Source organism: Bradyrhizobium sp. (assembly GCF_049586575.1).
GTDB lineage: Bacteria > Pseudomonadota > Alphaproteobacteria > Rhizobiales > Xanthobacteraceae > Bradyrhizobium.
Map to the genome: position 1 here is coordinate 1 of NZ_JBAVCF010000708.1, position 2,785 is coordinate 2,785.

Below are 2,785 nucleotides of genomic sequence, written 5' to 3' on the forward strand. Positions count from 1 at the left end.
TCGATTTGGATTCGGCCCGGCCGGCGACAAGATCGCCGCGATCGCCGCTGACCCGGTTGGCGCCCTGCTTGCCGATCTGGACCGGAGCGGCGCGGGAAGGATTGACGCGAATCTGCCCACCAGTGCGGCCTCGGCGCGCGCAGTATTCGAGTTCCAGGCCGAGCGGCGGGCACAGCAAAAACTTGCATCGCGCCTACAGAAGACGGTCGAGCCTGAAGGCGGCGCAGAGGCCCTAACGCAATTTGCCAATTTGACGTTGTTGCAGGCTGGCTCAACGCCGCACCCACAGCCGCTTCCCGCTCGCCTCCTGCAGAACGAAGCTAAGGCGCGTTTCGACGCTGCCACTGGCGCCGACATTGGCTTTGCGGAGCGGCTGGTCTGGTTCTGGTCCAACCACTTCTGTATCTCGGCTGACAAAATCATTGCCATGGCCGGCCCTTATGAGCGCGAGGCGATCCGCCCACACGTCCTTCGCCGGTTCGTCGACATGTTGCAGGCGGTCGAGAGCCATCCGGCCATGTTGTTCTACCTCGACAACGTCCAGTCTATGGGTCCGAATTCGATCATTGGAATCGACCGCAACAAGGGGCTGAACGAGAACCTCGCTCGTGAGACTCTGGAACTGCACACGGTCGGTGTTCGCGGCGGCTACACCCAGACCGACGTCGTCAATTTCGCCAAGGTATTGACGGGCTGGACGTGGTTGCCGCCTTCGGAACCAATTCACGGCGGCGAATTTGTCTTCAACCACTTGCTGCATGAGCCAGTCGATCAAGTGGTTCTCGGCAAGACGTATGCAGACACTGGCATTGGCCAGGGCCGCGCCGTATTGGCCGATTTGGCGCGACATCCGGCAACTTCTCGCCACATTGCACAGAAGCTTGCCGCTCATTTCATCGCGGACGAGCCGCCGCCCTCGCTCGTGGCTAAAGTCGAAAAAACGTTTAATGACAGCAATGGCGACCTCAAAGCGATCGCTAAGACGCTGGTGACGGCTGACGAGTCTTGGACCCCGCAGCGGACGAAGCTGAAAACTCCGGCACAATGGATCGTGGCTACGCTGCGAATTACCGACGGCGGTGCCCAGATTCCCATTGGCATGCTTTTGGGCGCGCAGGCTCAGCTTGGGGCGGCCTTGTGGCGACCTCCGGCTCCGAACGGCTATTCGGACCGGGAGGCGGCCTGGATCGACGGCGTGCCTCATCGGTTGAATCTCGCCAACCAATTTGCCAACCGTTTAGCTGCGGGCATTGATCCGCTTGCTCTGCTTGATAGCGCACTGGGCCCCCTCGCATCGGCAAAGACTCGCAATACGGTTGCGCATGCCGAGAGTCGCGCTCAGGCTTTGACGCTTCTCATCATGTCACCCGAGTTTCTGCGGAGCTGAATTATGACAGTCCTCCATGCCCCTTCACGGCGCGATCTGCTACTAGGCTCGGGCACGTTATTCGCGTGGGCCTATATCCCGAAATTCGCGCATGCCGAAGGGCGAGATCCGCGCTTTCTCACTGTCGTGCTTCGCGGCGCGCTTGATGGGCTCGCTGCAATTGCTCCGGTCGGCGACCCCGATTGGACCAGCTTGCGCGGCGACGACGCCCTGAGTCTGACCGGCAAGGCACCGGCCTTGAAGCTTGACGACTATATTGCTCTCAATCCGGCGATGCCGAATTTGCATCGCATGTTCCAGAACCGGGAGGCGATCGTCGTCCACGCTTGCGCCACGCCCTATCGCGAACGCTCGCATTTCGATGGCCAGGACGTTTTGGAAAGCGGGATGACCAAGCCCAATGCCAGCGATTCCGGCTGGCTTAACCGCGTACTCGGTGACCTTGTGCGGGGCGAACGGGTCAATGCCAAAGGGAGCCAAATGTTTGCCGTTGGTCCGGTAACGCCACTGATCGCCCGCGGCCCCGCCCCGATCCTGTCGTGGTCTCCCCAGCAGGGCTTGCCGGTCAGCGCGGACACTATCCAACGTCTGCTTGCGCTTTATCGTCAAACCGATCCGAAGCTTGCCGATACACTGACGGATGGTGCGAAGCTCACTTCCATCGAAAAGGCTGACGGCATGATGCAGCGGAAATCCGGGGGCCCCAGTCCAGCCCAGGTACGCGCCTATTTTGCCGAAGTCGCCGGCACGGCCGCCAGGTTTTTGGCGCAGCCGGACGGACCCCGGGTCGGTGCTTTGGCCTTAGATGGCTGGGATACGCATTTCAACGAGGGCATCACAAGTGGCCGCCTGTCGCAATTGCTAGCTGCGCTCGACGATGCGCTCGCCGCGATCAAAAGCAATATGGCTCCGGTCTGGCACGAGACCGCCGTGGCTTTGGTGACTGAATTCGGCCGCACCGCCCACATTAACGGCACTGAGGGCACAGACCATGGCACAGGGACGGTCGCGCTTATTGTTGGCGGAGCGCTGAAGGGTGGTCGCGTTATCGCGGACTGGCCAGGCCTGAAGCCGGCTAATCTCTACGAGAACCGCGACCTCAAAGCTACGACGGACCTGCGGGCGGTGCTCAAGGGCCTGTTGCATGATCACCTACGTGCCGAAGAAATAGCGCTCGCCGAAAACGTTTTTCCAGGCAGTGCTGACGTGAAGCCGCTGGCGGGCCTGATCGCATAAAGCAAGCAGCCACGGCGACGTGCCGCGGCGCCCATCATTTAGTCGAAAGCTCAGCACGGCCGATCACGACGCTCGCCTGATGCAGGCCAACTAGAGGTGAACCGGTTGGGCGAAGCCTCCCGCTGAGACTGTTTGCATTGCAACAAATATTCGCCGTCTGAC

General features: G+C 61.0%; 2 protein-coding genes. Both read left to right on the plus strand.

Annotation, left to right across the window (positions count from 1 at the left end):
* Positions 1-1,387: DUF1800 domain-containing protein (locus WB528_RS25820; protein ID WP_423892046.1), on the plus strand; the 1,387-nt coding region annotated here is incomplete at its 5' end.
* Positions 1,388-1,390: 3 nt separating this feature from the next.
* Positions 1,391-2,623 carry a DUF1501 domain-containing protein gene (locus WB528_RS25825; protein ID WP_423892047.1) on the plus strand — a complete coding sequence of 411 codons (1,233 nt, stop codon included), beginning with the start codon at positions 1,391-1,393 and terminating at the stop codon, positions 2,621-2,623.
* Positions 2,624-2,785: the final 162 nt, after the last annotated feature.

What these genes read in the sequence shown, in the direction of transcription:
- WB528_RS25825 (WP_423892047.1), top strand. Translation starts at nt 1,391, where the DNA reads ATGACAGTCCTCCATGCCCCTTCACGGCGCGATCTGCTACTAGGCTCG.